This is a genomic window from Pseudomonas sp. JAI111, assembly GCF_024809425.1.
Lineage (GTDB): Bacteria > Pseudomonadota > Gammaproteobacteria > Pseudomonadales > Pseudomonadaceae > Aquipseudomonas.
Genome location: NZ_JANUCB010000011.1, coordinates 228,744 through 254,699, shown reverse-complemented (window position 1 = coordinate 254,699; position 25,956 = coordinate 228,744). Strand labels below are relative to the sequence as shown.

Below are 25,956 nucleotides of genomic sequence, written 5' to 3'. Positions count from 1 at the left end.
GAGGCACCGAACGTCAGGGGCAAAAGCGCTTGGTTACTTGGCGCTTCTCCAAGTGACCCGCCGTCAGGGCGGAACCAATAGCCGCCGTTACCGCAAAAACGGATATACCCCCAATCCCAATCCCAATCCCAATCCCGACCCCCACCAATCCCGACCCGTGACCGATGGTCGATGAACCCGTCTCCCCCGGCATTTTGCGCTTAGCTGTATGGATAACCCAAGCGCGCAAGCATCTCCATCACCACAGCGACGCCCCTCCAGAACACCGTGAGTCTGAGGAAATTCACAATGCTGACCCTGAACATCAACGGCAAAGACCAAGAGCTTGATGTCCCCGCAGACATGCCATTGCTCTGGGTCCTGCGCGATGTCGCGCACCTCACCGGGACCAAATTCGGTTGCGGCATGGCCCAGTGCGGCGCCTGCACCGTACATGTCGAAGGCGCACCACTGCGCTCCTGCATCACACCCGCCACGGCAGTCGCCCACGGCCAAAAAATCCTCACCATCGAAGGCCTCTCCACCGACGGCTCACACCCGGTGCAACAAGCCTGGGCCGAACTTGACGTGGTGCAGTGCGGTTACTGCCAGTCCGGACAAATCATGTCCGCCGCCGCGTTGCTGGCCAAGATCCCCAAGCCCACCGACAGCGACATCGATCAGGCGCTCTCCGGCAACATCTGCCGCTGCGGCACCTACCCAAGGATCCGTGCCGCGGTCAAACGCGCCGCCGAGATCGGTTGATGCCACGTTGAAGGGAGTCTGGATATGAACAGCTTCAACCCCGTGTCACGCCGCAGTTTCCTTAAGGGCAGCGCCGCCTTGGGCGCGGGTCTGGTGGTGGCGTTCGTCATCCCCGGCGCTCATCGCTTTGCCCTGGGGGCGGAGAATGAAGGCAATGTTTTTGCACCGAATGCTTTCCTGCGCATCGGTAATGACAACACCGTCACCGTGCTGCTTGGCCATTCGGAAATGGGCCAGGGCATCTGGACTGGCTTGACCATGTTGATTGCCGAAGAGCTGGACGCCGACTGGTCGAAGATTCGCGTCGAGCATTCACCTGCCTCGGCGGCGGACTACGGCATGCCGGGGTTCGGCGGGATGCAGATCACCGGTGGCTCGACCTCGACCTGGATGGAATTCGACCGCTATCGGCAGGCCGGCGCGGCGGCGCGCTTGATGCTGATCCAGGCGGCCGCCAAGCGCTTCAACGTCGCGCCCTCCGAGATTCATACCGAATCAGGCGTGGTGGTTGCCGGCGACAAACGTGCGACCTACGGCGAGCTCGCGGATGACGCCGGCAAGCTGCCAGTGCCGGATCCGGCGTCGATCACGTTCAAGGACGCCAAGGATTGGAAAGTCATCGGCAAACCCACCAAGCGCCTGGACACCCCGGAGAAAATCACCGGACGCGCCAAGTTCGGCATGGACGTGCAGTTCGACGGCTTGATGACGGCCATGGTCGCCCGTTCGCCGGTGTTCGGTGGCAGCGTCAAGTCTTTCGAAGGCGCCGAAGCGCTGGCGGTGCCGGGCGTGCATAAAGTGGTGCAGGTGCCCACGGGCGTGGCGGTGATTGCCGATCATTACTGGGCGGCGAAGCTTGGGCGCGATGCGTTGAAGGTCGAGTGGGACCTGGGGCCGAACGCCGGCCTCGACAGCCAGCAACTGCTGGAAAGTTTCCGCAAACTCGCGGCCACCCCCGGCACCTCGGCCAGCAAGGCCGGGGACACGGCCACCGCATTGGGCAAAGCGGTCAAGACCATCGACGTCGAGTACAGCGTGCCGTACCTGGCCCACGCACCGATGGAACCGCTCAATTGCACGGTGAAAATCAGCAAGGACAAGTGCGAGATCTGGACCGGTACGCAGTTCCAGACGCTGGATCAAATGATCGCGGGCAAGATCACCGGGCTCAAGCCTGAACAGGTGGAAATCCACACCGAATTTCTCGGCGGCGGATTCGGACGCCGGGCCAATCCGACCTCGGATTTCGTCGCGGAGGCCGTGCAAGTGGCCAAGGCAGCGGGCGAACCGGTGAAAACCGTCTGGTCGCGGGAGGACGACATCCGCGGCGGCTATTACCGCTCGGCGTTTTTGCATCAGGCGCGAATCGGCCTGGACGCCGACGGCATGCCCCTGGCATGGAAGCATGTGATGGTCGGCCAGTCGATCATGGCCGGCACCATGCTTGAGGCAACGATGGTCAAGGACGGCATCGACAAGACCTCGGTCGAAGGCGTCGCCGACAGTCCGTACCTTGAAGGCCTGGCCAATCATCAAGTGGAACTGCACTCGCCGAAAACCGGCATCAACGTGCTCTGGCTGCGTTCGGTGGGGCACAGCCACACGGCGTTCGTCATGGAATCGTTGATCGACGAAATGGCGGAGGCGGCCTGCAAGGACCCGGTGGAGTATCGACGCACCTTGCTCAAGGCGCATCCGAGGCATCTGGGCGTGCTCAACTTTGCCGTCGAAAAAGCCAACTGGGCGGCGCCTCTGCCGGACGGCCACGCCTTGGGTGTGGCGGTGCATGAGTCCTTCGGCAGTTACGTGGCGCAGGTGGCTGAAGTGTCCCAGGACAACCTGGCGATTCGAGTGCATAGGGTGGTGTGCGCAGTGGATTGCGGGATTGCCGTCAACCCGATGAGCATCGCCGCGCAGATGGAATCCTGCATCACTTTTGGCCTCGGGTTTACCTTGCACAGCAAGCTGACCCTGAAGAACGGGCAGGTCGTGCAGTCCAATTACCATGATTATCAAGTGCTGCGGCTGAACGAAATGCCGGTGGTCGAAGTGCACATCGTGCCGAGCACCGAAAGGTCCGGAGGGATCGGTGAGGCCGGCGTTCCACCCACGGCGCCGGCGGTGGCCAACGCGGTGTTCGCCCTGACCGGGCAACGCCTGCGGGAACTGCCCTTGCAACTGTCGGGGGTGTGACATGAGACGACATCTGATTCTGGGCGCGGTGGTGCTGGTCGGTCTGGCCAGCTACGCCGATGACCTGTTTGCCGATGACAAGGAAGCCATCAAGGCCTTCGAAACGGTGCAGAAGGTGTTCCAGAGCCCGCGCTGCCAGAACTGTCATATCCCGGGGGATTCACCGTTGCAGTTCGATGCCGGGATCCCGCATGCGATGAATGTCGTGCGCGGGATGGACGGCAAGGGCGCGGCCGGTTTGCCCTGTGCGACGTGCCATGCCGATAGTAATCCGCCCGCCAGTTACGGACCCCATGCCCCGCCGGGAGCGCCGCATTGGAGCTTGCCGCCTGCGGCGCACAAAATGGCCTGGATCGGGCTGCCGGCCGACCGCTTGTGCGCAATGATCAAGGATCGCGCCAGCAATGGTGATCGGGATTTCGCCGCGATGATCAAGCATGTCAGTGACGACAAACTGGTGCTGTGGGGCTGGAATCCGGGAGAAGGCAGGGCGCCGGTGCCGGTGCCGCACGACATTTTCGTCACCCAGTTCAAGCTCTGGGCGCAAGCGGGAGGGCCATGTCCGGTGGTGGGCAGCTGACCGGCGGTCCGTTATCAGGGAGTCATACCGGGTATGCACCACTCTAAAGTACATACCCGTCACTGGAGTGAGTGTCATGCTGATCCCAGGCAAACCGGTCAAAAACGGCGCGTGCGCAGACACATTGCGTTCGCCACAACAGGAACGCCAGCACCTGCGCGACCTGGCCCGTAAGGCCGAGCAAGAATTGATGGGCGTGCAGATGGCGAGCATGGACGAGTTGACGCTGCTGCCCAACCGTCACGGCTTCACCGCGCTGGCCGAACAAGGACTGGATGCCTCCCGGCAGTTGGGCACGTCGTCGACGCTGCTGCTGTTCAACCTCGATGACTTCAAGCACATCAACTACCTCTACGGACGCGCCGAGGGCGACAATGCGCTCAAGACCTTCGCGGATGTGCTGCGGATCGCCTTTCGCGAAAGCGATGTGATAGGCCGGCTAGGCAGCGACAAATTCGTGGCCTTGCTGACAGGCTCGAGTGCCGTGGAAATAGCGGCGATCAGGGCGCGCCTCGAAGAAATACTCGAAGAGCGCAACGCCACGGTGCATCGCGCTTATGACCTGCACTTCAGCATCGGCCAGATCGAGGTCGACCCGTTGCTGCATGACACGGTGGATCAGCTCCTGATCGCGGCGGATGCCTTCACTTGGCAAACAGTTGGCTGATGTCTTTGAATGCCTTGAATTCCAGCGCATTGCCGCAGGGGTCGAACAGAAACATCGTCGCTTGCTCGCCCACCAATCCCTGAAAACGAATGCCCGGTTCGATCACGAATCGGGTGTCGCGGGCTTTCAATCGCTGCGCCAGGGCTTCCCACTCTTCCATTCCCAGCACAACGCCAAAATGCGGCACGGGCACGTCATGACCGTCCACGGCATTGGTGTGCGCCGCTTCCTGAGACGCGTTTTTCGGCGCCAGGTGGATCACCAATTGATGGCCAAAAAAGTTGAAGTCGACCCAATGGTCACTGGAGCGGCCTTCTTCCAGACCAAATACTTCGGCGTAGAAATGCCGGGCGGCGGCGAGGTCATAGACCGGGATGGCCAGGTGAAAAGGGGAGAGTTGCATTGGTTTCGCCTCGGATGTGTCGGGAGTAAGGCTGAGTTTAGCGCTGTGCTTTTTGATTGAAAGACGATAGTTTTTGCGTCGAGCTCAAATTATTTTGATCAATCGAGAACGCCATGCTGCGCGAACTGAAAACCTTCATTGCCGTGACGCGCTTCGGCACGTTCGCGGCGGCCGGAATGCACATCGGGCTGACGCAGTCGGCGGTCAGTGCGCAGATGCGCAATCTGGAACAGGCGCTGGGCATTCGTCTGTTCGATCGCACCGGGCGCCAGGCGATCCTCAATGCGGCAGGGCAACGGGCGTTACCGATGGCGCGGGAGATCCTCGACACGTTCAGCCGGATGGCGGTCAGCGATGATGTCAGTGAATACCGCGGCGAATTGAAAATCGGCGCGGTAGCCACGGCGCAGACCGGTTTGTTGCCTCAAGCATTGTTGCGATTGCGTCAGCAGGCGCCATTGCTGGAGCCCAAGCTGGTGCCGGGTGTGTCGTTGAATTTGTTGAGTCAGGTGGATACCGGAGAGGTGGACCTGGCGATTCTGATCAAGCCGCCGTTCGACTTGCCCAAAGAACTGTCCGCGCAGGTGATCCGCCGGGAAGCCTTTGTATTGATCGTGCCGCCGGACCTCGAAGGCGATGACCCGTTGCAGATTCTCGCGAGTCATCCTCATGTGCGTTACGACCGCAATTCGTTTGGTGGGCGCCTGGTCACGCGGTTTCTGCGTGAACAGCAGATTGATGTGCAGGTGGCGCTGGAGCTGGATGAACTGGAAGCCATCGTGAAAATGGTCGAATGCGGGCTCGGCGTTTCGCTGCTGCCCGAAGCGGGGTTGTGGCTGGACTATGGAGCGAAGGTCAGGATCATTCCGGTGGGCGATTTGACGTTCTATCGCGAAATCGTCCTGTTGCAGCGCTACAGCCAGCGCACACAGCCGATCCAGCAGCTGTTCGCCGAGTGCCTGAGTGCTGCATCAGTCAACCATTATGCTGCCATCGGCCTGCTGACGGTAGAGGGTGTAGGGCAGCAGTAACGTATCGAACGCACCGGATAGAACCACATCGATCAGCACAATGGCCGGAGCGTTGTCATGCACTTCGCCATCCCGGCCTTTTTCCAGGGGCGCATTCAGTATGCAGAAATCGTAAGTCACACCGCTGTAGATTCGCGGAACGGCGCCGCAGTAGCTTTTGCGTTCCTTGAGACTCTTCGCCGCCACTTCGTCACCGCGCATCACTGTTTGTACCGTACCGCAACCCGCGAGCATCAATGCCGCGAGTAAAACCGCCTGAGTTTTCATACCGCCAATCCTTCGCCGGAAAACCGTCAATCTACGCGTATCACATCAAAACTTCACTCACGCCATCGGGGGCAAGCGGCGTTTGACCGGGGTCTTTTTGACGATGGCAGTGTTGGTTTCAGCATGGGTGTTGAGGCGGTCGAGCAGGGTGTCCAGTTGCTCCATCGAACGCACATGCAGGCGCGCGATGAAGCAGTCGTCGCCGGTGACTTTGTCGCATTCGGTGAATTCGGGGATCGCCTGGATTTGCCGTTCCACTTCCTGCAACTGGCCCGGCAGTGGGCGGATGCGCACGATGGCCTGGAGTTGATAACCAAAGCATTTGGGATCGATCTCGACGGTGTAGCCCTTGAGCACGCCACGTTCTTCAAGACGGCGCAGACGCTCGGCAACGCTGGGCGATGACAGGCCGCTAAGGTGGGCCAAGGCCTTGAGCGAGCGGCGTGAGTCTTCCATCAAGGCGCTGATCAGCACTTGGTCGATGTCGTCGGTCATGGCAAAACCCCTGTTAGGCGATTGACTGAATATGCCTTGATAAAAAAGGCAAAAACCGAGTTTAGCCTGCTTTTTGCGCTGGAGAAGCCCTCCGCCGGATTGGCATACTTTGGCCTCAAACAGAGGAGTCTGATGATGGACAAAACAATACGTCGCGGTTCATTTGAAATGACCGCCGCCATGCTGATTTCCGGGACCATCGGCTGGTTTGTGCTGGTGTCCGGGCAACCGGTGCTGGACGTGGTGTTCTGGCGTTGCGTGTTCGGCGCCGGCACGCTGTTGCTGATCTGCGCGGCATTCGGCTTCCTGCGTCCAGGCATCCTGACCCGCACCACATTCTGGCTGGCGGTGCTCAGCGGCGTCGCGATTGTCGGCAACTGGCTGCTGCTGTTCGCCTCTTATTCCCGTGCCTCGATTGCCATTGGTACGGCGGTTTATAACGTTCAGCCGTTCATGCTGGTCGGGTTGGCCGCGCTGTTCCTCGGCGAGAAGATCACCCTGCAGAAACTGTTCTGGTTGGGCGTTTCGTTTCTGGGAATGCTGGCGATTGTCAGCGCTCATGGCGAGCAGGGCGCAGGCGGCAACGATTACCTGATGGGGATCGGTCTGGCACTGGGAGCGGCGTTTCTTTACGCGATTGCAGCACTGATCATCAAGCGCCTGACCGGCACGCCACCGCATTTGATCGCGCTGATCCAGGTCAGCACCGGCGTTCTGTTGCTGGCGCCATTCGCGCACTTTTCAGCATTGCCGCAGGCACCCAGTGCCTGGGGCAGCCTGGTGACGCTGGGCATTTTCCACACCGGCGTGATGTATGTGCTGTTGTACGGTGCGATTCAGAAACTGCCGACGGCACTGACCGGAGCGCTGTCGTTCATCTACCCGATTGCGGCGATTTTCGTCGACTGGTTTGCCTTCGGCCACCGCCTCGATCCGCTGCAATGGATCGGTGTCGCCGCGATTCTGCTGGCCGCCGCCGGCATGCAGCAGGGCTGGGGCCTGAAGGTTCGCCGGACGGTCACCTCATAACCGGGCATCAGATGCTCCAGCGCGGCGCAGTCTTCGCCAGGCGCTGGCGCATCTCGCCGATATTCAAGGCGAACTGACGGATCAGTAAGCGATAGCCATCCAGCGGGTTGTACACCGGTGCTTCGAGACTGGAATTAACCGGCAAGTCGATAGGGCGATTCAGTCGCTGCGACGCGCCGGTTTTCAGCGCCCGGGCCATGCCGATCAACTGCACCCGAATTTGCCGGTGTTCGGCTTTCAATGACGATTGCAAGTGCGCCATGGCCTCGGGGTCATTGGCATCCGGTCGGGTGTTGCCGAGGATTTCCAGGGTGCTCACGCACATCCGCAAGTTGCGCTGGATGGCATCGAGTTCGGTCATGGAAATCTTCACTTCCTTGGACACCGACGGCATTAGCGAGCGCAGTTGCACCATCACCGTATTCAAGCGATTCATGAGTTTGAGGTGGTCGTCGTCACTGACCGGTTGGCCATTGATGATGCGCCCGTAAATCGTCGCGCAATCGCGCAGCGAGTCGGCCAGGTTGTAGCGCCAGGAATAGACCGCATACAGCGGCAGGGCGAAGGAGAACGCCAGGGCCAGGGCAATGCCGATCAGGATATCCACCCCGCGCCACAGGCCATCGGTGACAGGGTTATCGCCGTGCCCGGCGACGATAAACACGGTAATCGCCGACAGCAGCGCCGTGTAACCGCCCTTGCCAATGGCATGGTACGAGAAGAACCCGCACACCACCGACATCGCAAAATAGGTCAGCCACGGCATGCCAAGCCAGGCCTGTTGCGCCACCAGCAAAAGCCCGACGCCAGCACCGATCAGGGTCCCGATGGCGCGTTCAGCGGCTTTTTTGCCGATGTTGCCGTGGTGTTGCAAGCCGCCGATCACCACCAGCATCGTCACCGACGCCCACTCACCGTGGGGCAGGTGGATGCCGGTGGTCAGCAGGATCGTCGCCAGCAACCCGAGCGATACGCGCACCGCGTGGATCAGTTTCGCGTGGCGATAGCGCCGATACGGGTCCAGCAACGGACGCAGTAAACGGCGCAGCAGCGGTGGCAATCGGTTGGCTCTGAATGTGCTCAGGCTCGGTGTCCTCAGAAAATATAATCGGTGGTCAGGAAGCTTGAGCTGCGTCCGCTGATGATCTCGCTGATGAGTTCCTTGTTGGTTTCCTGGAACTTGGTGGCCACCAGCGTGCGGATCGAAAACACCCGCAGCGCATCATGTACCGACAGCGTGCCTTCGGCGGAGTTCTTGCGGCCATTGAACGGGTAGGTGTCCGGGCCGCGCTGGCACTGGGCGTTGAGGTTGATCCGCCCGACCTGGTTGGCAAAGGTATCTACGAGGCGCCCGACGGCCACCGGGTTGGTGCCGAAGATACTCAACTGCTGGCCGAAGTCCGATTCCAGGACGTAGTCGATCACCGTGTCCAGATGCCGGTAAGGCACGATGGGCACTACCGGGCCGAACTGTTCTTCCTGATAGACGCGCATCTGCGGCGTCACCGGGAACAGCACGGCCGGATAGAAGAACGATGCCCGGGCCTGTCCGCCGTTCGGATTCACCACCGTGGCGCCTTTGCTCACGGCATCCGCCACCAGCGAATGCAGGTAGTCGACCTTGCTCGCTTCCGGCAACGGCGTCAGGGCTACGCCGCTGTCCCACGGCATTCCCGGCTTCAGGGTGGCGAGTTTGGCGTTGAATTTCTCGATGAACGACTCGACCACATCTTCGTGGACAAAGAGGATTTTCAGCGCGGTGCAACGCTGGCCGTTGAACGACAGCGAGCCGGTCACCGCTTCGCTGACCGCGTTGTCGAGGTCGACTTCCGGCAGCACGATGCCCGGGTTCTTCGCATCCAGGCCCAGCGCCGCACGCAAACGGTGTGGTTTGGGGTGGAGTTTTTTCAAGTCGCTGGCGGCTTTGTTGGTGCCGATGAACGCGAAGATATCGATCTTGCCGCTGGCCATCAGCGCGCTGACGGTCTCGCGACCGCTGCCGTAGATCACGTTGATTACGCCTGCCGGGAAGCTGTCGCGGAAGGCTTCCAGCAAGGGCCGAATCAGCAGCACGCCGAGTTTCGCCGGTTTGAACACCACGGTGTTGCCCATGATCAGCGCCGGGATCAGCGTGGTGAAGGTTTCATTCAGCGGATAGTTGTAAGGCCCCATGCACAGCGCCACACCCAGCGGTACGCGGCGGATCTGCCCGAGGGTGTCCTGCTCCAGCTCGAAACGGCTGGAGCGGCGGTCGAGTTCTTTCAGGGCGTTGATGGTGTCGACGATGTAATCACAGGTGCGGTCGAACTCTTTCTCCGAGTCCTTGAGGTTCTTGCCGATCTCCCACATCAGCAGCTTGACCACGGCCTCACGCTGTTCGCGCATCCGGCTGAGGAAGGTTTCGACGTGCTGGATGCGTTCGGCCACCCGCATGGTCGGCCACAAACCCTGGCCCCGGTCATAGGCGCGGACGGCGGCATCGAGCGCGGTCAGCGCAGTCTCCGCATCGAGCAGCGGCGTGCTGCCGAGAATCACTTGTTCGTCGCCATTGGCACCGGTCAGGTACACCGGGCTGCGGACCTGGGCGAGGGGCCCGGACCAGGTTTTCAGTTCGCCGTCGACCAGGTATTCGCGTTGCTCGGTCTGGCCGTCGAGGCGGTATTTTTCCGGAATGTCGGCGTGACTCGGGAACAGGTTGCCGAGAATGTTGGCTGTGGTCATGTCGCTACCCCGTCTGGATTGGGTGACTGATGAATCGTTTTAGCAGACCTCGGCCTCGCTTGTCATGACTCATCTCATCGTTTTGCGGCTCAGGGTTTCAACCCTCAACCCTCTCGCGTCGGTGCCTTCGTGTTGACCTGTGCTTGAGCACGATGAAAAAGGTGGCCCCGTCGACGGACGCCGTCAACCCGCAAATCCATATGGGGTGCACACAAATGCTCATCCCCCGGTTAAACTCAGCGCTCTTTTTAAGGAGTTCATATGAGTTATTACCAGCCGGGCATTCTCGCCACCCCTGTTCCGCCACAAGCCCGTCATATGTTCTTCGCCCTCGAATCTGCCGAAGCCTTGCCTGCCGCGCTCGATAACCTGGCGCAACTGGTGGACGGGAAATCGGCGGTGGTCGGCTTCGGTGAGTCCCTGGTCAAGGCGCTGCACGCTCAGGTCGAAGGCCTGCGGGCGTTCCCGGCGCTGGCCGGTGTCGGTGTCGATAATCCGTCGACCCAGCACGCGCTCTGGTGCTGGTTGCACGGCGTCGACCGGGGTGAATTGCTCAATCGCAGCAACGCCATCGAAGCCGCGCTGGCACCAGCCTTGCGCCTGGTGCAGATGAACGAAACCTTCCGCCACCAGACCGGCCACGATTTGACCGGTTACGAGGACGGCACCGAAAACCCCCACGATGAAGCCGCCGTGGCTGCCGCGCTATTGGCCGAAGGTGCAGAAGGCCTGGTCGGGGGCAGCTTTGCCGCGATCCAGCAGTGGCAGCATGACCTCAAGGGCTTTCACGCCATGCCGCCCCATGAGAAAGACAACATCATGGGCCGCCGTCTGATCGACAACGAGGAAATTGACGACGCGCCCATTTCGGCCCACGTCAAACGCACCGCCCAGGAAAGCTTTGCCCCCGAGGCGTTTGTGGTCCGTCGTTCGATGCCGTGGATCGAAGGTGATCGCGCCGGCCTGATGTTCCTGGCGTTCGGTTTTTCCCTCGACGCCTTCGAAGCCCAGTTGCGCCGCATGAGCGGCCTGGAAGACGGCATCACCGACGGCTTGTACCGCATCAGTCGCCCGATCACCGGCGGTTACTACTGGTGCCCGCCGCTCAAGGACGGTCATCTGGACCTGCGCGCCCTGCGCATCGGCTAACCCATGCTCGGCATGTTGAAAACCGATTGGGTGATGGACGCGCTCCTCAAGCGCACCTGACACATAGTCAAAAGATCGCAGCCTCGTTTTACTCGACAGCTCCTACAGGGTTTTGCATTCCTTCTGTAGGAGCTGTCGAGTGAAACGAGGCTGCGATCTTTTGATCTTCTAACCTTATGCTTAATCAGTATTTCTCAATCCTCACAAGGCCTCTCTAAGATCACGTCATAACTCGTTATAACAAGTGATCTTCATGACCGATAACGTTCTATCCCTCAGCCCGCTGTCCCACAGCAGTATTCCGCTGCACACCCAACTGCGTGATGTGCTGCGCGCCCGTATCCTCGATGGCGAATACCCGCAAGACAGCCAGATGCCCTCCGAAAGCGAGCTTGGCACGCTGTTCAAAGTCAGCCGCATCACCGTGCGCCAGGCCTTGGGCGATCTGCAAAAGGAAGGGCTGATCTTCAAGATCCACGGCAAGGGCACTTTCGTCGCCAAGCCCAAAACCTTCCAGAACGTCAGCACCTTGCAAGGCCTGGCCGAGTCCATGACCGGTCGCGGTTACGAGGTGATCAACCGCCTGCGCAGTTTCAAATTCATTGCCGCCGACAAACTGGTCGCCGAGCGTTTGCATGTCGCCGAAGGTGAAACCGTGGCGCAGATCAAACGGGTGCGGCTGATCAATCGCGAGCCGATTTCGCTGGAAATCACCTACCTGCCCAAAGCCATCGGTGAACGGCTGGAGAAGGCTGATCTGGTGACCCGCGACATCTTTCTGATCCTCGAGAACGACTGCGGCCTGGCCCTCGGCCACGCCGATCTGGCTATCGACGCGGTGCTGGCCGACAGCGACCTGACCCAGGCGCTGAACGTCGAACCCGGTTCGCCGATCATGCGCATCGAGCGCCTGACCCACGACGCCAGCGGTCAACCCGTGGACTTTGAACACCTTTACTACCGCGGCGATGCCTTCCAGTACCGCTTGCGGATCGACCGGCAAAAAGGGGATCAGGCATGACCCACAGCTCTATCACCAGAAGCACTCTTGAGCAGGAATACGACATCGTCGTGATTGGCGGCGGCACCGCTGGCCCGATGGCGGCGATCAAGGCCAAGGAACGCAACCGCGATCTGCGCGTCCTGCTGATCGACAAGGCCAACGTCAAACGCAGCGGCGCGATCAGCATGGGCATGGACGGGCTGAACAACGCGATCATTCCCGGCCATTCGACGCCGGAGCAGTACACCAAGGAAATCACCATTGCCAACGACGGCATCGTCAATCAGGCGGCGGTCTATGCCTATGCGACCCACAGCTTCGAAACTATCGAGCAACTGGACCGCTGGGGCGTCAAGTTCGAGAAGGATGAGACCGGCGACTACGCGGTGAAAAAGGTCCACCACATGGGCGCCTACGTGTTGCCGATGCCGGAAGGGCATGACATCAAGAAAGTCCTGTACCGCCAGTTGAAGCGGGCGCGGGTGAACATCACCAATCGCCTGGTCTGCACGCGATTGCTGACGGATGAAGAGGGCGCAGTCAACGGCGTGATGGGCTTCGATTGCCGCACCGCCGACTTCCATGTGATCAAGGCCAAAGCCGTGATCCTGTGCTGCGGCGCGGCCGGGCGCCTGGGGCTGCCAGCCTCCGGCTACCTGATGGGCACCTACGAAAACCCGACCAATGCCGGCGACGGCTATGCCATGGCCTATCACGCCGGGGCCGAACTTTCGAACCTCGAATGCTTCCAGATCAACCCGTTGATCAAGGACTACAACGGCCCGGCCTGCGCCTACGTCACCGGCCCGCTGGGTGGCTACACGGCGAACAATAAAGGCGAGCGCTTCATCGAATGCGACTACTGGAGCGGCCAGATGATGTGGGAGTTTCACCAGGAGCTCGAGAGCGGCAACGGCCCGGTGTTCCTCAAGCTTGATCACCTGGCCGAGGAAACCATCCAGAACATCGAAGAGATCCTGCACAGCAACGAACGCCCGAGCCGGGGCCAGTTCCACGCCAATCGCGGCACCGATTACCGCACGCAAATGGTCGAGATGCACATTTCGGAAATCGGCTTTTGCAGTGGGCACTCGGCGTCCGGCGTGTGGGTCAACGAGAAGGCCGAAACCTCGGTCAAGGGCTTGTACTCGGCGGGGGACATGGCAGCGGTGCCGCATAACTACATGCTCGGCGCGTTCACGTATGGCTGGTTTGCCGGCACTAATGCAGCGGATTTCGTCGCCGGGCGCGAGTTTTCAGCGGTCGATGCCGAGCAGGTTAAAACGGAAAAGCAACGGGTCTACGCACCACTGGACCGAGAACACGGACTGCCGCCCGCGCAGGTCGAGTACAAGTTGCGGCGTTTTGTGAACGATTACCTGCAACCGCCGAAAGTGACCAAGAAGATGCAGATCGGCCTGCAACGCTTCAGCGATATCCAGCGCGATCTCGATCAGATCAAGGCCCACAACGCCCACGAACTGATGCGCGCCATGGAAGTCAGCATGATCCGCGACTGCGCCGAAATGGCTGCCCGCGCGTCCTTGTTCCGCGCCGAAAGTCGCTGGGGGCTTTACCACTATCGCGTCGATCACCCGCAACGCGACGACAGCGACTGGTTCTGCCATTGCCATCTGAAGAAGGGTGAAAACGGTTTGATGACCAGCTTCAAGAAAGCCGTCGAGCCTTACATCATCGCGCTTGATGCCGAAGAAATGCAGGCCTATGACCGGCTGCGGGTCGGTGCCTTCGCGGCCTGAGCATCACTAAAAGAGAGACCGCCAAATGGCCTATCAACCCCAGGAAATATTCTTCCGCTCCAATGCGCCGGTCACGGTCGATGAAGACCTTTGCATCGCCCATAAAGGCTGCACCGTGTGCGTCGACGTCTGCCCGATGGACCTGCTGGCCATCAACCCGGCCACGCAAAAAGCCTACATGGCCTTCGATGAATGCTGGTACTGCATGCCCTGCGAAAAGGACTGCCCGACCGGGGCGGTGAAAGTCGAAATCCCGTATTTGCTGCGCTGACTGAAAGGACGCCATCGCTGGCAGGCCAGCTCCCACAGGAATTTGCAGTGGGACACAGATTTCGCTGGCGACAGAGAACCTTGTGGGAGCTGGCCTGCCAGCTATGAGGCCCGCCAAGAAAACACTAACGCTACCCGGCCACCCCCGGACGCTTGCTTCAAAACACCCCTCGTTTCCCACCACGCCCTGATCGTGGCGGAGACGAACATCCTATAAATGATTCGAGGGGATCCACCATGTCTTTGCCAACATCGCTGCGCGCAGCATTTGCCGGTCTGGTACTGGCTTCATTCACCTTGTCGGCCTCGGCCGAAACCATCCGCATCGCCATCGGCACCCAGGACACCACGATCAATTGCGCTGCCGGCGGCTTGTTGATTCGCGAACTCGGCCTGCTCGATAAATACCTGCCCCACGACGGCCCCTACAAGGACGCCAAATATGACGTGGAATGGAAAAACTTCACCAGCGGTGCGCCCCTGACCAATGAAATGGTCGCCGGCAAACTCGACTTCGGCGCCATGGCCGATTTCCCCGGTTCGTTCAACGGTGTGGCGTTCGAAACCGCCGGCAAGCACAGCCTGTTTATCAGCGTGTTGTCGGGCAGCATCAAGGGCAGCGGCAACGGCATCGTGGTGCCCAGCGCCTCGGGCGTGCAGTCACTGGCCGAGTTGAAGGGCAAGACCATTTCCGTGCCGTTCGCGTCCACAGCCCACGGCATGTTATTGCGGGCCGTGGCTGCGCAAGGCTGGGATCCGCTCAAAGATGTGAACATCATCGCCCAACCGCCGGAAGTGGCCGGTTCTGCGTTGCAAGCCGGGAAAATCGACGCCCACGCCGACTTCGTGCCGTTCGCCGAACTGTTCCCGAGCCGAGGTTTCGCCCGCAAGATTTATGACGGTTCACAGGCCAACACACCGACATTCCATGGTGCCTTGGTCGATCAGGCCTATGCGAAGAAATACCCGGAAATCGTCGTTGCCTACCTGCGAGCGAGCATCGAGGCCAATCAACTGCTGGCGGCCGAGCCGGAGAAATACAGCGAGCTGATCGCCAAGGTCTCCGGCGTCGACGCCGAGGTCAATTACCTGTTCCACGGTCCGCTGGGCGTGCAAACCCGTGACCTGAGCTGGAAGCCGGAATACCGCCAGGCTGTCGGCACCGCCATCGATACGCTCAAGCTGTTGAAGAAGGCGGATCGCGGCCTGGATCTGAATACCTTCATCGACGACCAGTACATCCGCGCCGCGTTCAAGGCCTCGAACCTGGACTACACCGCGCAATTGGCCAACTACGGGCAGACGCCGCTCAACGCGGTGGATGCGGCGAGCGGCAAAGCCATCACCGATTTCAGTCATGTGGCGGAAATCTGGGTGCGCGGTGAACCGAAAGTCCGTCAATACGCCTCGGCCGAATCGGCGTTCACCGCATTGGCCGGCTTGAAGCAGGAAGGCAAAAACATTCGCGCGGTGTATGCCCAGGCGAGCGACAGCGGGATCAAGTTGCTGGCCGACCAGGCGTGGTTTGCCAGTGATGCGAAAGGCCGCTTGAGTGCCTTCCTGCTCAAAGGCCAGGCCCAGCAATTCGCTACGGCCCAGGGCGGAAAAGTCTTCGACTTCACCGATGCCACCACCCAGGCAGTCGCCATCCGCTGATTTTTAGATATAGATCGTTCCCACGCTCCGCGTGGGAATGCCTCAATGGACGCTCTGCGTCCGCTTTAAATGTGACGCGGAGCGTCACGGGATGCATTCCCACGCGGAGCGTGGGAACGATCAGAGGTGATATATGTTTTTGCGTTGGATCCCCCGAGCCGCCTCGCTGCTGCTCTGCCTTTTATTCTGGCAACTCGCCGCCAGCCACCACTGGAACCTCGGGCTGGTGACCTTCGCCAACGTGCCTACGCCGCTGGCGGTTATCCAGGCAGCCCTGGGCCTGGGCGATTCCGGCAAGCTTGCCCAGCACCTGAGCAGCAGCCTCGGCCGCGTCTTCGCCGGTTACCTGGCGGCGATGATCATCGGCATTGCTTTGGGCCTGGCCATCGGGCGCTCGAAATGGGCCGAAGATGTATTGCTGCCACCGCTGGAAGTCCTGCGCCCGATTCCGGCCGTCGCCTGGATTCCCTTGGCCATCCTGATGTTTCCGTCCTCGGAATTGTCGATGGTTTTCATCACCTTCACGGGCGCGCTGTTCCCGATCCTGCTCAACACCGTGCACGGCGTCGAAGGCGTCGACCCGCGCCTGATAGCGTCAGCCAAAAGCCTCGGGGCAGGGCGCCGGGCGATTCTGTGGGAGGTGATTGTGCCGGGCGCCGCGCCGAGCATCATCACCGGCCTCGCCATCGGCATGGGCACCTCGTGGTTCTGCCTGGTGACCGCCGAAATGATCTCCGGCCAGTACGGCATCGGCTATTACACCTGGGAGTCCTACACCCTCCAGAACTACGCGGACATCGTCGTCGGCATGTTGCTGATCGGTGTCCTCGGGATGGGCAGCAGCCTGCTGATCAAACGCCTCGGCGGGCTGTTCACGCCCTGGCACCGTCCGCGAGGAAAAGCCTGATGAGCGTGATGCAAACTCCTGAGGGGCGGATCGACATCCGCCAACTGTCCATCGTCCTCGGCGAAGCACAACACGCCTTCGAAGCCGTGCAAGGCCTCGACTGCCAGATCGAACCGGGGCAATTCGTGTGCATTCTCGGGCCATCCGGTTGTGGCAAATCGACTTTGCTTGGCGCACTGGCGGGGCACCTGCAGCCGACCACCGGCAGCCTGAAAGTCGATGGTGCGCCCGTCTGCGGCCCGTCGCCGCAACGGGGCATGGTGTTCCAGCACCACACCCTGTTCCCGTGGCGAACCGTGCGCGACAACGTGGCGTTCGGCCTGAAAATGCGTGGCATCGGCAAGGTCGAACGCCACCAGGCCGCCGACGACATCCTCGCGCTGGTGGGCCTTGAAGGCTTCGCTGAGCGCTGGCCGGATCAGCTCTCCGGTGGCATGCAGCAACGGGTGGAGATCGCCCGAGTGCTGGTCAACCGTCCGCGCCTGTTGCTGATGGACGAGCCTTTTGGCGCCCTCGATGCGCTGACCCGGCTGAACATGCAGGAGCTGCTGCTGGACATCTGGACGCGGATTCGCACCACGGTGGTGTTCGTCACCCACGACATCGACGAAGCGCTGTTCCTCGCCGACCGCCTGTTGGTCATGAGTTCACGGCCCGGTCGAATCATTGAAGACCTGCGCCTGGACTTCCCTCGCCCACGCACCACCGAATTGGTGACCAGCCATGAGTTTTCCCGCTTGAAACGCCATTGCCTCGAATTACTGCGTCACGAAGACGGTCGGCAGTTACCGCGCCTGAACCCTCTCGGACTGCCTCCTGAAAACAAACTGCCGCGATTTGCCCTATGACCTCTCTATTCGATGTAACCGACAACGACGACATTCTCGCCCTGCAACCGCGCCTGACCGACGATGACCCCGGCGTGCGCCGGATCGCCCTGATCGAACTGGCCGACCTTGAAGAACCGGACGGTCTGCTGTGGCTGGTCAACCGACTGGCTGAAGACCCGACCGAAGACGTCCGCGCCGAGGCCGCGCGCCTGCTTGAAGCCTGGGAAGACACACCGGTGGTCGAGGCACTGTGCCGGGCCCTGACCGATCCGTCCTTGGCCGTGCAAGTGGCCGCCGCGCAAAGCCTGAGCCTGCTCAAGAGCGAGGCGGCGGGCAGGGTGGTTCTGCCGTGGACCGGACATGTCGACGCCAACGTGCGCATCGCCGCGTTCAGGGCCCTGCGTGAATTGCGTTTCCCCGGTGCCGCGGGCGCTGCCGCAGCGGCATTGAACGATGAAAACGCCAGTGTCCGGCGCGAAGCGGTGGGCGTACTCGGCTGGCTCAAGCAACTCGATGCCTTGCCCGCCCTGGCTAAACGGGTCAGCGACGATCCGGACACTGAAGTCCGCCGCGCCGCCACCGGGGCCTTGGGTCTGGCTTGCGATGCTCAAGTGCTGCCGGCGTTGCGCCAGGCATTGCAGGACCCGGCCTGGCAAGTGCGCGAAGAAGCCGCCACCACCCTGGGCAAAGTCGGCCACGCTGACGCCGGTCCCGCCTTGGTCGAAGCCTTGAGCGACGATTACTGGCAAGTCCGCCTGCGCGCCACCCGCAGCCTCGGTCGTTTGCGCTTCGGCCCGGCGCTCGACGCGCTGATCGACACCCTCGGCCACCGCATCAGCAACCTGCGCAAGGAAGCCGCGCTGGCCCTTGGCGAATTGAACGATAAAGGCGCCATCGCCCCCTTGCAGGCCGCCCAAGACGACGGCGACCCGGAAGTGCGCAAAGCCGTGCGCATCGCCTTGAGTCAACTGCAATGAACCCGGTGGCGGTGGGCAACTCCCAAAGCAAACAGCAGCTGCGATTGAGCTGGCCGGATGGGCGAGAACAGTGCCTGGATCATGTTGAGTTGAGGCGTCAGTGCCCATGCTCGCAGTGCCGGGCGTTTCGGCTGCAGGGGCTGACGGTCAAAGTCGACGAGCGCATCCGCGTGATTGAACTCAACCCACAGGGCTACGGCTTGCAACTTATCTTCAGCGACGGCCATGAGCGCGGCATCTACCCATGGCCGTATCTGGCACAACTCGCCCCTGAGAACGGCTGAACCCTTGTGGGGGATAGCCTGCTCGCGAAGGGCCTTCGGACCAGTCGCAGATTATTTCAACGCCGGGTCTCCCATGTTCATTTTCTTCCAGGATTGCAACAACACTTGGGCCTTCGGTTCCTGACCGCTGTCGAGGTAGTACTGGATCAGCGACAACCGCGCATTGCGATTGGCGGGTTGGACTTTCAGCAGGCGTTCCAACTCTGCGCATGCTTCATCAACCTTGCCGCTGTCATGCAATGCCACCGCCAGCACATAGCCGTACTGGCCGTTTTGCGGCTCCAGTTGCGCCGCTTTGCGCAAGGCTGGCATGGCTTGCGCCGATTTCCCCGCACGTACCAGTGACAGGCCTTGGGTATGTTGCAAAAGGGCGGCGTCGGGATGTTCCTTGAGGCTCTGCACCAACAGCGATTGTGCTTCTTGGCCGCGTCCGTTGGCCTCCAGCCATTGCACCAGCGTGACGAGGGCCGGGTAGAAATCCGGATCACGCTTCAGTGCACTACGCAGCAGCGGTTCAACTTCGTCATTGCGACCGCTGGCCTGATACAGCATCGCCAGGTTGAGGTTGGCCTCAGCGCGTTCCAGCAGGCTTTTTTGAACGGCTTCGTACTCGGCGATGGCCGCTTCCCAGTTCGCCTGGGCGCCGCCAAGACCGTTACGGGCGGCGCCAAGCAGATCCCGAGCCGCGCCAATGCGCACAGCCTTCACCGGGTCTTTCAGCAACGGTGTCAGCAACGGCGCTCGCTCAGGTGGCGGCAGGAACGCGCTGATCGCCCGCACCGCGCTCTCACGCACTTGCGGCGCGGCGTTGCCAAGGTCTTTGGTCGCCAGTTTCAGCGCCTGCTCGCTCGGGTACAGCGGCAGTTCGCCGAGCAGGGTCGCCCGCTGAATCGCCGGCAAATTGCTGCGTTGCAGTTGTTCGTACAAGGCTTGCGCGGCACCAGGCTGGCCGTTGCGAATCAACCACAGGCTTTCGTCATAACGTGGCGCGGTTGGCACCTGCGAGCTGCTGCTCCACAGCTTGAACTGCTCGGTGACCTTGTCGCCGGCCTTGCCCTGGTGACAGGTCAGGCAAGCGTCCGGTGTACCGAGTTTTTGCGCCCGCTCCGGGTTGGGAATGCTGAAGCTGTGGTCATGCCGAAAGTCGTTGCCCATGTAGAACTTGCCGGGCATGTGGCAATCCACGCATTGCGAACCTGGCTGGCCCATGGTGTGGCGGGTGTGTTCGATCGAGTCGTAGTTCTTCGCTTGCAACCCCTTGCCGTCGACACCGGCCACCGAGGTCTTGCCGGCGCTGTTGTGGCATTGCAGGCAAACGCCGTTGCCGGGCGCCTTGAGTTCGGTGCTGTGAGGGTTGTGGCAGTTGCTGCAGCGCACGCCCTTGTCGAACATTTTGCTTTGAGCGAAAGAGCCGTGCTCGAACACCTCGTCCTTGATCTTGCCGTCCAGCGCATACAGCTCGCGGGTCAAGGTGCTTGGCAGGTAGTCGTCCATCAGGCGTTTGCCGGCGGTGTAACCATCGTCCAGTGGCGCGCGACGGGAGTGGCAACGGGCGCAGGTTTCGATTTCGACGGTAGCGTCCTTGTCCTTGAGGTCCACCGCAAAACCCGCGTGGATCAAGTCAGTCTTTTTCGCCGTCCATTCCAGGTGATTGGAGGCTGGGCCGTGGCATGCCTGACAGCCGACACCGAGGCTGTTCCATTGACTGTCAAAAGTGTTTTTGGCGGCATCGAAATTGCGCTTAAAGCCGGTGGTATGGCATTCGACGCACATGAAGTTGGCGTTCTGGCTCGGTTTGCTCCAGTGCAGCGGATTCTTGAAATTCACGCCCTGGCCGGGATAGAGGTGAAACCAGCGATGTTTCTCGGTATCCCAGGCCACGCCCAGCGCTTGCAAGCGCCCGTCGCCAACCTCGATCAGGTATTGCTGCAACGGCGCAATACCGAAGGTATAGGCGACCTTGAAGTCGGCATTCTTGCCGTCGATGCCCGGCGTGTTGACCCAAAAGCCGTCGTCCTTGCGTGAGAAACGGCTGGTTTCGTTTTCTGCCTTGAACGTGACGTTATTGAAATCACCCAGCATCGTTTCGGCATTGGCTGGCTGCATCGCCAATTGGTGATGGGAGCCTTGCCAGTCTTTCGTCTGCTCACTGTGGCAGCCTTGGCATTGTTGCTCGTCGACCATCTTCGCCGGCGCCAGGGCGACGGGTTGCGGCTTGGTCGGCTGAGCGGCCGGCGCGCTGACGGGCACGGGCTTGGGCAGCGCTGGCGAACTGCTGAACAGAAACCAGCCGATTGCCGCCACCGCCACCAGCAATAGGCCGATGGTGACGGGAAACAGATAACGATGGATCAGGGATTTTGACGAATCAGGGGTCGGCTGTGCTGCTTTATTTTTATGTGTCGGCATTACGACTTCCGTAGTCCAGGTGCGTTTGCCGTCAGGCGCGCGTTCAAGCATGTTGCAGCTTTGCCGCAGGAGCGGCGTCTGTCAAATGGCGTATCTGAAGATCAAGGCCAAGTGATGTATTGAGGCGGATGGCCTCATCACCAGCAGGCTCGCTCCCGCATTAGAACTCGGTCAACTGTGGGAGCGAGCCTGCTCGCGATGGAGGTCTGACAGCGTCGAAAAGTCGTGGGCCTTGCACTCAATCGCCGACAAACCAGCGGTAATACGGATTGCCACCATCGCCACGCATCACTTCGCGAATGTCCCTGGCCCAGGCATCGCGGTCACCGTCATAGGCATGCAGGCTCGCCCGATAGAACTGCATCAGACGCTGCTGATGGGCGTTCATGCGTTCGATGAACGCGGCATCGGCATTCAACAGCATCGGCGGCTGGTGCAGGTCGAGCAGGGTCGGCAACACGCGACTGATTTCCCCTGCGCGCACCCATGGCGCGTACTCGATACGCGGCTGATCGTCGGTCACTGGCAGCGCATCGGCGGCGAACCGTTCCAGGCCGGCACGATCGGTTACCCAGGTCGCGAGCAGTGCGGCGGCAGAGCCGATGCCGACGTCCTGCAGGGTGCTGCGTACGCTGTCCTGCTGGAAGCGTTGGCTGATTTTCGCCGCATCCAGTTCGATCGGTTCCAGCGAGCCCACCAACAGCATTTCGTGGAACTCGCTGGTCCACAACGTCGCGTAGGGAAAGACATCGAGGAAGCTGCGCACCAGCGAACGTGAGTCGTCGATGTTCTGTGTCGGCAACGGCAGCCACTGCGCGACCAGGCCTTTTTTCTCCAGGCGGTTGGCGGCGAGTTGGTAGAAGTCACGCGAATACAGGTTCACCACGCCGGCGGCGGAGGGCGGTGGTGGTTCGAGGGTGATCAGGTCGTAATGTTGTGGGCTGCGCAGCAGCTCCTGGCGACCGTCACGCAGGCGGACGTCGACAACCGGGTCGGCGGCGGCATTGAAGTTGCCCTTGAACAACGGCGCGGCTTTGATCACCGACGGCAGCAGTTCGGCGACCACCCGATGTTCCAGCCCCGGATAGCGGGTCAGGGCACCGGCGGTAATGCCCGTGCCGAAACCGATGACCAGCGCCGAGCGCGGCTCGCCGTTATGGATCAACAATGGCAACAATGCCTGAACACGCATGTAACGCAGCGATGGCATGGCGTCGCCGGTGTTGGAAACGCCTTGGATATATAGGCGTTGAAAGGTCTTCTGGCCCTTGCCCTGGGTAACCACGGCCACGGTACCGCCGCGTCCTTCTTCGTAGAATGCCAGTGTGCCGTTTCGGGCGCCGGGGAGCAGGCTGGCCAGTTTGTCGACCGGGGTGAAAACCGCCACCAACACCGACAGCAGGCCGATAGCGACCACGCCCTGACGCCGGCCTTTCTTGACGTGATGCCCTTTGCGCACGGCGAAATAACCAATCCCGGCGGCGACGATCGCCAGCAGGCCCAAGGTACGCACCAGCCCCAGCAGCGGGATCAGCAAGAAGCCGCAGAGCATCACGCCGATAATCCCGCCCAGGGTGTTGAACGCGACCACGGCGCCGACATCCTGACCGATTCGCTCACGGCCGACGCTCAATCGCAGCGCCAGTGGGAACGCCGCGCCCAGCAGCAGGGTGGGCACGAACACCATGCTCAATGCCGCCACCGCAAAACGTGCGCTCATGCCCACCAATTCGCTGCCACCCATGGCCAGTGCCACGGTTTCAGCCTGGGACTGCAAGAACACCAGCCAGCGCCCAAGAAAGGCGACTTCCAGCAGTGCAATCAGGCCGGCGCCGGCGATCAGCAAGCCGAACACGCCCCAGGGATCGCGAATGCGATCAACCCGACGGGCCAGCAGCGCACTGCCGAGGAACAGTCCGGTGAGGTACGTCGCCAGCACCACGGCAAAGGCATAGGTGCGGGTGCTCATGAATTGCACGATGGACTGCGACCAGACCACTTCGTAACCCAGCGCCACGCCGCCGGCGACGGAATACAACCACAGCGCCAGGCGATCCGGGGCTTTCTCGGCGTGGTGTTTCACCGGCGTATCGATGGGCGATACACGGTGGCGTTGAAACCACAGCGCACCTGCGGCCGCCAGCAGGTTGAGCATTGCCGCCGCCAAGGCACTGCCGCGCACACCGAGGGTGGCAATCAGCACGAATGCGGCGAGCAGGGTGCCCGCGATAGCACCGGCGGTATTCGCGGCATAGAGTTGGCCGCCAGCCTTGCCTGAGTGCTGCGGGTCCGCGGCCAATGAGCGAACCAGCACCGGCAGCGTGCCGCCCATCAGCAGCGCCGGGATACCGACCAGTGCAAACGGCAGCACCCAGGCAACCAGGCCGACGTGCTGTTCCAGCCAGGCGAACGGGCTGGCGGCGAGGCTCATGGCGAAGGTCGCGCCGACTCCGAGCACGGCCACCAGCACTTCCAGCCCGGCATACAGCAAAACCGGTTGCTGCAAGCGATCGGCCCAGCGCCCGAACAGCCATCCACCCAAGGCCAGGCCGGCAAAAAACGCGCTGATGCCGGTGGTGATGGCATACACCTCGACGCCGACCACCAGCGACAGCTGCTTGATCCACAGCACCTGATACACCAGTGCCGCAGCACCGGAGACGAACAGCAGAAGGGCGGGGATCAGCAGCGCCGGGGACGCAGCGGCATGGGAAGCAGGAAGGGCCGACGACTTGCTGGCGACACGTGAGGACATAGCGAATTGCCTTGTTCCAGTTCAAAAACACCTACGAGCCGGATGGCCTCATCGCGAGCAAGCTCGCTCCCACAGGGATGTGTGTCGTACCGCAGATCCATTGTGGGAGCGAGCTTGCTCGCGATGAGGCCGGCGCGGTCTCCAGTCGAAAATAAGTCCGCTCGCCGGTGAGGGCGAGCGGCGGTCAAGCCGTCTTACTGTGCAGGCTGGTTTTTCATTTTCTCGGCGATTTTTGCATCCACGGCGGCGCGGACCTGGTCAATGCTGAAGCTGGCCGGTTTCTGGCTAGGTGGGTACTCGACGAAGGTTTCCAGGAATTTCGCGGCCTGGAAAGACGCTAGCGAGATGAGATACGCATTCTTGCTTGTCCAGTCGTAGTACTGGTCGGAAACCACGTCGGCGCGTTCGTACGGATCCATGCGCAAGTTGAAAATTTTCGGCACGCGCAGGCAAACGAAGGGCTCGGCCCACACCTCGAAACCACCCGGCTTGCGCTGTTCGCAGAACACCGCTTTCCAGTTTCCGGAGCGCATGGACACCAGCACGCCATCATCGTTGAAGTAAAAGAACTCCTTACGCTCACTCTTAGGTGACTGGCCCATCAAGTACGGCAGTTGGTTGTAGCCATCCAGATGCACCTTGAAACTGGTGCCGCCAGAGGTCGGTGCCCAGCCTTTGAGCAGCTTGTCTTTCACGCTGGTGTCGCCAGCGGCGGCCAGCAGCGTCGGGAACCAGTCCAGCCCCGAGAACAACTCGTTGGAAACCTCGCCCGGTTTGATCTTGCCCGGCCAGCGCACCATCGCAGGCACGCGGTAAGCGCCTTCCCAGTTGGAGTTTTTCTCGTTGCGGAACGGGGTGGTCGCCGCGTCCGGCCAGGACCATTGGTTCGGGCCGTTGTCGGTGGTGTAGACGACGATGGTGTTGTCGGTGATTTTCAGGTCATCAAGGGTTTTCAGCAGTTTGCCGACGTCACCGTCGTGTTCAAGCATGCCATCGGCGTACTCGTTGCCCGGCATGCCGCTCTGGCCTTGCATGGATTCACGCACGTGTGTGAAGGCGTGCATGCGCGTGGTGTTCATCCAGACGAAGAACGGTTTATCCGCCTTGGCTTGTTTCTCGATGAACGCTTGCGCGGCAGCAGTGGTTTCGTCGTCGATGGTTTCCATGCGTTTTTTCGTCAACGCACCCGTGTCCTCGATCTTGCCGTCGGCGAAGCTGTGGATCACGCCGCGTGGGGAGTTGGCCTTGACCCAGTCGGGATCATCCTTGGGCCAGTACGGACGCTCCGGCTCTTCTTCGGCGTTGAGGTGGTAGAGGTTGCCGAAGAACTCGTCGAAACCGTGGTTGGTCGGCAGGTACTCGTCTTTGTCGCCCAAGTGGTTCTTGCCAAATTGTCCTGTCGCATAGCCTTGGGATTTAAGCGCCTGGGCAATGGTGATGTCTCGTTTCTGAATGCCGACAGGTGCGCCCGGAACGCCGACCTTCGACAGACCGGTACGCAACGGTGTCTGGCCGGTAATGAACGATGAGCGTCCCGCCGTGCAGCTGTTCTCCGCGTAATAGTCGGTGAACATCATGCCTTCCTTGGCAATCCGGTCGATGTTTGGAGTCTTGTACCCGACCACCCCCATCGAATAGGCACTGATATTGGTCTGGCCGATGTCGTCGCCAAAGATCACCAGAATGTTGGGTTTTTCAGCGGCCCCGGCTGTTGCCGAAATCGCCATCACCGAGGCTGCCACCAGGGCAAATTTCGGTAGCCACTTGTGCATGCGAGTCATCTGACTTGCTCCTTTGCTCTCTAGCGTCGCTCATGCGCGACAAAC

The 25,956-nt window shown here is 61.1% G+C and carries 23 protein-coding genes; 15 read left to right on the top strand and 8 right to left on the bottom strand.

What is annotated here, in order from left to right; translation table 11 throughout:
* Positions 1-288: 288 nt before the first annotated feature.
* From HNR03_RS27685 to HNR03_RS27670, 4 genes are all read left to right on the top strand, one after another.
* Complete coding sequence (locus HNR03_RS27685) at positions 289-744, top strand: (2Fe-2S)-binding protein (protein WP_259157238.1); 456 nt, start codon at positions 289-291, stop codon at positions 742-744.
* A 24-nt stretch (positions 745-768) separates the two neighbouring features.
* A complete protein-coding gene (locus HNR03_RS27680) occupies positions 769-2,937 on the top strand; it encodes a xanthine dehydrogenase family protein molybdopterin-binding subunit (RefSeq protein ID WP_259157237.1) in 2,169 nt (722 codons plus the stop codon).
* A 1-nt stretch (position 2,938) separates the two neighbouring features.
* Positions 2,939-3,517 carry a hypothetical protein gene (locus HNR03_RS27675; protein ID WP_259157236.1) on the top strand — a complete coding sequence of 193 codons (579 nt, stop codon included), beginning with the start codon at positions 2,939-2,941 and terminating at the stop codon, positions 3,515-3,517.
* Between the two features lie 76 nt (positions 3,518-3,593).
* A complete protein-coding gene (locus tag HNR03_RS27670) occupies positions 3,594-4,184 on the top strand; it encodes a GGDEF domain-containing protein (protein WP_259157235.1) in 591 nt (196 codons plus the stop codon).
* Here HNR03_RS27670 and HNR03_RS27665 read toward each other — a convergent pair.
* Positions 4,162-4,587 (bottom strand): VOC family protein, encoded by a 426-nt coding sequence (locus HNR03_RS27665; RefSeq protein ID WP_259157234.1) that lies wholly within the window; start codon positions 4,585-4,587, stop codon positions 4,162-4,164. The two genes, HNR03_RS27670 and HNR03_RS27665, sit on opposite strands and share 23 nt — an antisense overlap.
* 113 nt (positions 4,588-4,700) lie before the next feature.
* Here HNR03_RS27665 and HNR03_RS27660 point away from each other — a divergent pair, with 113 nt between their 5' ends.
* Positions 4,701-5,618: a LysR substrate-binding domain-containing protein gene (locus HNR03_RS27660; RefSeq protein WP_259157233.1), complete on the top strand. Its 918-nt coding sequence runs from the start codon at positions 4,701-4,703 to the stop codon at positions 5,616-5,618.
* Here HNR03_RS27660 and HNR03_RS27655 read toward each other — a convergent pair.
* Positions 5,559-5,885, bottom strand: a complete 327-nt coding sequence (locus tag HNR03_RS27655) for a YceK/YidQ family lipoprotein (protein ID WP_259157232.1) — start codon at positions 5,883-5,885, stop codon at positions 5,559-5,561. The two genes, HNR03_RS27660 and HNR03_RS27655, sit on opposite strands and share 60 nt — an antisense overlap.
* Positions 5,886-5,942: 57 nt before the next feature.
* Positions 5,943-6,380 carry an Lrp/AsnC family transcriptional regulator gene (locus HNR03_RS27650; protein ID WP_059182827.1) on the bottom strand — a complete coding sequence of 146 codons (438 nt, stop codon included), beginning with the start codon at positions 6,378-6,380 and terminating at the stop codon, positions 5,943-5,945.
* Between the two features lie 135 nt (positions 6,381-6,515).
* On the opposite strand from HNR03_RS27650, the gene HNR03_RS27645 reads away from it, so the two are divergent.
* Complete coding sequence (locus HNR03_RS27645) at positions 6,516-7,409, top strand: DMT family transporter (RefSeq protein ID WP_259157231.1); 894 nt, start codon at positions 6,516-6,518, stop codon at positions 7,407-7,409.
* A gap of 7 nt (positions 7,410-7,416) precedes the next feature.
* Here the strand turns inward: HNR03_RS27645 and HNR03_RS27640 are convergent, their stop codons facing one another.
* Both HNR03_RS27640 and HNR03_RS27635 read right to left on the bottom strand, forming a co-directional pair.
* Positions 7,417-8,460: an FUSC family protein gene (locus HNR03_RS27640; protein WP_259157247.1), complete on the bottom strand. Its 1,044-nt coding sequence runs from the start codon at positions 8,458-8,460 to the stop codon at positions 7,417-7,419.
* Positions 8,461-8,504: 44 nt separating this feature from the next.
* Entirely contained in the window at positions 8,505-10,130 is a 1,626-nt protein-coding gene (locus HNR03_RS27635; protein ID WP_259157230.1) for an NADP-dependent glyceraldehyde-3-phosphate dehydrogenase, read from the bottom strand.
* A 261-nt stretch (positions 10,131-10,391) separates the two neighbouring features.
* On the opposite strand from HNR03_RS27635, the gene HNR03_RS27630 reads away from it, so the two are divergent.
* The 9 genes from HNR03_RS27630 (at position 10,392) to HNR03_RS27590 (ending at position 18,966) form a co-directional block, all read left to right on the top strand.
* On the top strand, positions 10,392-11,279 hold the full coding sequence (locus HNR03_RS27630; RefSeq protein WP_259157229.1) for a Dyp-type peroxidase: 888 nt from the start codon (positions 10,392-10,394) through the stop codon (positions 11,277-11,279).
* 253 nt (positions 11,280-11,532) lie between these two features.
* Positions 11,533-12,300: a GntR family transcriptional regulator gene (locus tag HNR03_RS27625; protein WP_259157228.1), complete on the top strand. Its 768-nt coding sequence runs from the start codon at positions 11,533-11,535 to the stop codon at positions 12,298-12,300.
* On the top strand, positions 12,297-14,042 hold the full coding sequence (locus HNR03_RS27620; protein ID WP_259157227.1) for a fumarate reductase/succinate dehydrogenase flavoprotein subunit: 1,746 nt from the start codon (positions 12,297-12,299) through the stop codon (positions 14,040-14,042). The genes HNR03_RS27625 and HNR03_RS27620 overlap by 4 nt, the downstream gene beginning before the upstream one ends.
* 25 nt (positions 14,043-14,067) lie before the next feature.
* Positions 14,068-14,313 carry a ferredoxin family protein gene (locus HNR03_RS27615; protein ID WP_007946457.1) on the top strand — a complete coding sequence of 82 codons (246 nt, stop codon included), beginning with the start codon at positions 14,068-14,070 and terminating at the stop codon, positions 14,311-14,313.
* Positions 14,314-14,549: 236 nt separating this feature from the next.
* Positions 14,550-15,968 (top strand): ABC transporter substrate-binding protein, encoded by a 1,419-nt coding sequence (locus HNR03_RS27610; protein WP_259157226.1) that lies wholly within the window; start codon positions 14,550-14,552, stop codon positions 15,966-15,968.
* A 133-nt stretch (positions 15,969-16,101) separates the two neighbouring features.
* Positions 16,102-16,875 (top strand): ABC transporter permease, encoded by a 774-nt coding sequence (locus tag HNR03_RS27605; RefSeq protein WP_259157225.1) that lies wholly within the window; start codon positions 16,102-16,104, stop codon positions 16,873-16,875.
* Positions 16,875-17,723, top strand: coding sequence for an ABC transporter ATP-binding protein (locus tag HNR03_RS27600; protein ID WP_259157224.1), 849 nt, complete (start codon positions 16,875-16,877; stop codon positions 17,721-17,723). The genes HNR03_RS27605 and HNR03_RS27600 overlap by 1 nt, the downstream gene beginning before the upstream one ends.
* Positions 17,720-18,682, top strand: a complete 963-nt coding sequence (locus tag HNR03_RS27595; protein ID WP_259157223.1) for a HEAT repeat domain-containing protein — start codon at positions 17,720-17,722, stop codon at positions 18,680-18,682. Before HNR03_RS27600 ends, HNR03_RS27595 begins: the two co-directional genes overlap by 4 nt.
* A complete protein-coding gene (locus HNR03_RS27590; protein WP_259157222.1) occupies positions 18,679-18,966 on the top strand; it encodes a DUF971 domain-containing protein in 288 nt (95 codons plus the stop codon). Before HNR03_RS27595 ends, HNR03_RS27590 begins: the two co-directional genes overlap by 4 nt.
* A gap of 51 nt (positions 18,967-19,017) precedes the next feature.
* Here the strand turns inward: HNR03_RS27590 and HNR03_RS27585 are convergent, their stop codons facing one another.
* The 3 genes from HNR03_RS27585 to HNR03_RS27575 all read right to left on the bottom strand — a co-directional run bounded on the left by HNR03_RS27585 (position 19,018) and on the right by HNR03_RS27575 (position 25,911).
* Entirely contained in the window at positions 19,018-21,375 is a 2,358-nt protein-coding gene (locus HNR03_RS27585) for a tetratricopeptide repeat protein (protein WP_259157221.1), read from the bottom strand.
* Positions 21,376-21,613: 238 nt separating this feature from the next.
* Positions 21,614-24,130, bottom strand: coding sequence for a fused MFS/spermidine synthase (locus HNR03_RS27580; RefSeq protein WP_259157220.1), 2,517 nt, complete (start codon positions 24,128-24,130; stop codon positions 21,614-21,616).
* Positions 24,131-24,324: 194 nt separating this feature from the next.
* Positions 24,325-25,911, bottom strand: a complete 1,587-nt coding sequence (locus tag HNR03_RS27575) for an arylsulfatase (RefSeq protein WP_259157219.1) — start codon at positions 25,909-25,911, stop codon at positions 24,325-24,327.
* Positions 25,912-25,956: the final 45 nt, after the last annotated feature.

Coding starts and splice junctions, on each gene's coding strand:
- HNR03_RS27585 (WP_259157221.1), bottom strand. CDS start 21,375: ATGCCGACACATAAAAATAAAGCAGCACAGCCGACCCCTGATTCGTCA.
- HNR03_RS27675 (WP_259157236.1), top strand. CDS start 2,939: ATGAGACGACATCTGATTCTGGGCGCGGTGGTGCTGGTCGGTCTGGCC.
- HNR03_RS27600 (WP_259157224.1), top strand. CDS start 16,875: ATGAGCGTGATGCAAACTCCTGAGGGGCGGATCGACATCCGCCAACTG.
- HNR03_RS27685 (WP_259157238.1), top strand. CDS start 289: ATGCTGACCCTGAACATCAACGGCAAAGACCAAGAGCTTGATGTCCCC.
- HNR03_RS27650 (WP_059182827.1), bottom strand. CDS start 6,380: ATGACCGACGACATCGACCAAGTGCTGATCAGCGCCTTGATGGAAGAC.
- HNR03_RS27680 (WP_259157237.1), top strand. CDS start 769: ATGAACAGCTTCAACCCCGTGTCACGCCGCAGTTTCCTTAAGGGCAGC.
- HNR03_RS27580 (WP_259157220.1), bottom strand. CDS start 24,130: ATGTCCTCACGTGTCGCCAGCAAGTCGTCGGCCCTTCCTGCTTCCCAT.
- HNR03_RS27655 (WP_259157232.1), bottom strand. CDS start 5,885: ATGAAAACTCAGGCGGTTTTACTCGCGGCATTGATGCTCGCGGGTTGC.
- HNR03_RS27660 (WP_259157233.1), top strand. CDS start 4,701: ATGCTGCGCGAACTGAAAACCTTCATTGCCGTGACGCGCTTCGGCACG.
- HNR03_RS27620 (WP_259157227.1), top strand. CDS start 12,297: ATGACCCACAGCTCTATCACCAGAAGCACTCTTGAGCAGGAATACGAC.
- HNR03_RS27575 (WP_259157219.1), bottom strand. CDS start 25,911: ATGACTCGCATGCACAAGTGGCTACCGAAATTTGCCCTGGTGGCAGCC.
- HNR03_RS27595 (WP_259157223.1), top strand. CDS start 17,720: ATGACCTCTCTATTCGATGTAACCGACAACGACGACATTCTCGCCCTG.
- HNR03_RS27615 (WP_007946457.1), top strand. CDS start 14,068: ATGGCCTATCAACCCCAGGAAATATTCTTCCGCTCCAATGCGCCGGTC.
- HNR03_RS27610 (WP_259157226.1), top strand. CDS start 14,550: ATGTCTTTGCCAACATCGCTGCGCGCAGCATTTGCCGGTCTGGTACTG.
- HNR03_RS27635 (WP_259157230.1), bottom strand. CDS start 10,130: ATGACCACAGCCAACATTCTCGGCAACCTGTTCCCGAGTCACGCCGAC.
- HNR03_RS27670 (WP_259157235.1), top strand. CDS start 3,594: ATGCTGATCCCAGGCAAACCGGTCAAAAACGGCGCGTGCGCAGACACA.
- HNR03_RS27590 (WP_259157222.1), top strand. CDS start 18,679: ATGAACCCGGTGGCGGTGGGCAACTCCCAAAGCAAACAGCAGCTGCGA.
- HNR03_RS27665 (WP_259157234.1), bottom strand. CDS start 4,587: ATGCAACTCTCCCCTTTTCACCTGGCCATCCCGGTCTATGACCTCGCC.
- HNR03_RS27630 (WP_259157229.1), top strand. CDS start 10,392: ATGAGTTATTACCAGCCGGGCATTCTCGCCACCCCTGTTCCGCCACAA.
- HNR03_RS27625 (WP_259157228.1), top strand. CDS start 11,533: ATGACCGATAACGTTCTATCCCTCAGCCCGCTGTCCCACAGCAGTATT.
- HNR03_RS27605 (WP_259157225.1), top strand. CDS start 16,102: ATGTTTTTGCGTTGGATCCCCCGAGCCGCCTCGCTGCTGCTCTGCCTT.
- HNR03_RS27645 (WP_259157231.1), top strand. CDS start 6,516: ATGGACAAAACAATACGTCGCGGTTCATTTGAAATGACCGCCGCCATG.